The organism is Shewanella sp. Iso12 (assembly GCF_012030025.1).
GTDB classification, from domain to species: Bacteria; Pseudomonadota; Gammaproteobacteria; order Enterobacterales; family Shewanellaceae; genus Shewanella; species Shewanella algae.
Genome location: NZ_JAAUHW010000034.1, coordinates 1 through 927 on the forward strand (window position 1 = coordinate 1; position 927 = coordinate 927).

The following is a 927-nucleotide window of genomic DNA, read 5'->3' on the forward strand; positions in this document are numbered from 1 at the left end:
TGTCAAAAGGCAACACCCCGACACCGACGAACACCAACTGGAAACCATGCGCGCCGAAATCATCAAGGCGGGCAATATCGCGTCAGGCATCGGGGAACGTATAGAGGATTATCTGGATGAATATCTCCGCAGCACAGATTAACAATCTGAAAGCTGCGGTTACTGCTGGACTCAAAGCCATGTGGCGCCCGCCAAGGATGACATGCGCTGAGTACGCCGATGAGCATTTTTATATGTCGTCTGAGTCCAGTTACTCAGAGGGTAAGTGGAAGAGTCTGCCGTTCCAGGTTGGCATTCTCAATGCCATGGGTAACGACCTGATCACCACTCTGAATGTGATGAAGTCGGCGCGGGTTGGTTACACCAAAATGCTGATGGCCAATGCCAGCTATAAGATAGAGCACAAAAAGCGCAATGTGCTTATCTATCAGCCCCGCGATAAGCAAGCCGTCAGCTTTATGAAGAAGCACGTTGAAACGGCTATCCGGGACATTCCAGTATGGCGCGCTCTTGCGCCATGGCTGGGGAAAAAGCATAAAGACAGCACGTTGGAAGATAAGATGTTTTCCAACGGCAAAACCTTGATGGTTCGAGGTGGCACGGCTGCTGCCAACTATCGTGAAATATCAACCGATGATGTGATTTACGATGAGCTCGCCGGCTTCGATGAATCCATTGAGCATGAAGGTAATGCTACCGGGCTTGGTGATACTCGAGTTGAGCTGTCGGTGTTCCCCAAGTCTATCCGTGGTTCAACGCCAAAGATCCTTGGCCGCTGTCAAATGGAGAAGGCCTGCAGCGAAAGCCCTCACCATTTTCATTTCTATTTGCCGTGTCCTCACTGCGGTGAGTTACAGCGGCTTAAGTGGGGTGGCAAAGACGAGCCCTTTGGTATCAAGTGGCATGGGGACGACCCCAAAACCGCCT

The 927-nt window shown here is 51.3% G+C and carries 1 protein-coding gene; it reads left to right on the forward strand.

Translation table 11 applies throughout. The annotated features are described in order from the left end of the window. Positions 1 to 116 precede the first annotated feature (116 nt). Positions 117 to 927 (forward strand): phage terminase large subunit family protein (locus HCX89_RS22605; RefSeq protein WP_167717521.1); only part of this gene is annotated, 811 nt, incomplete at its 3' end.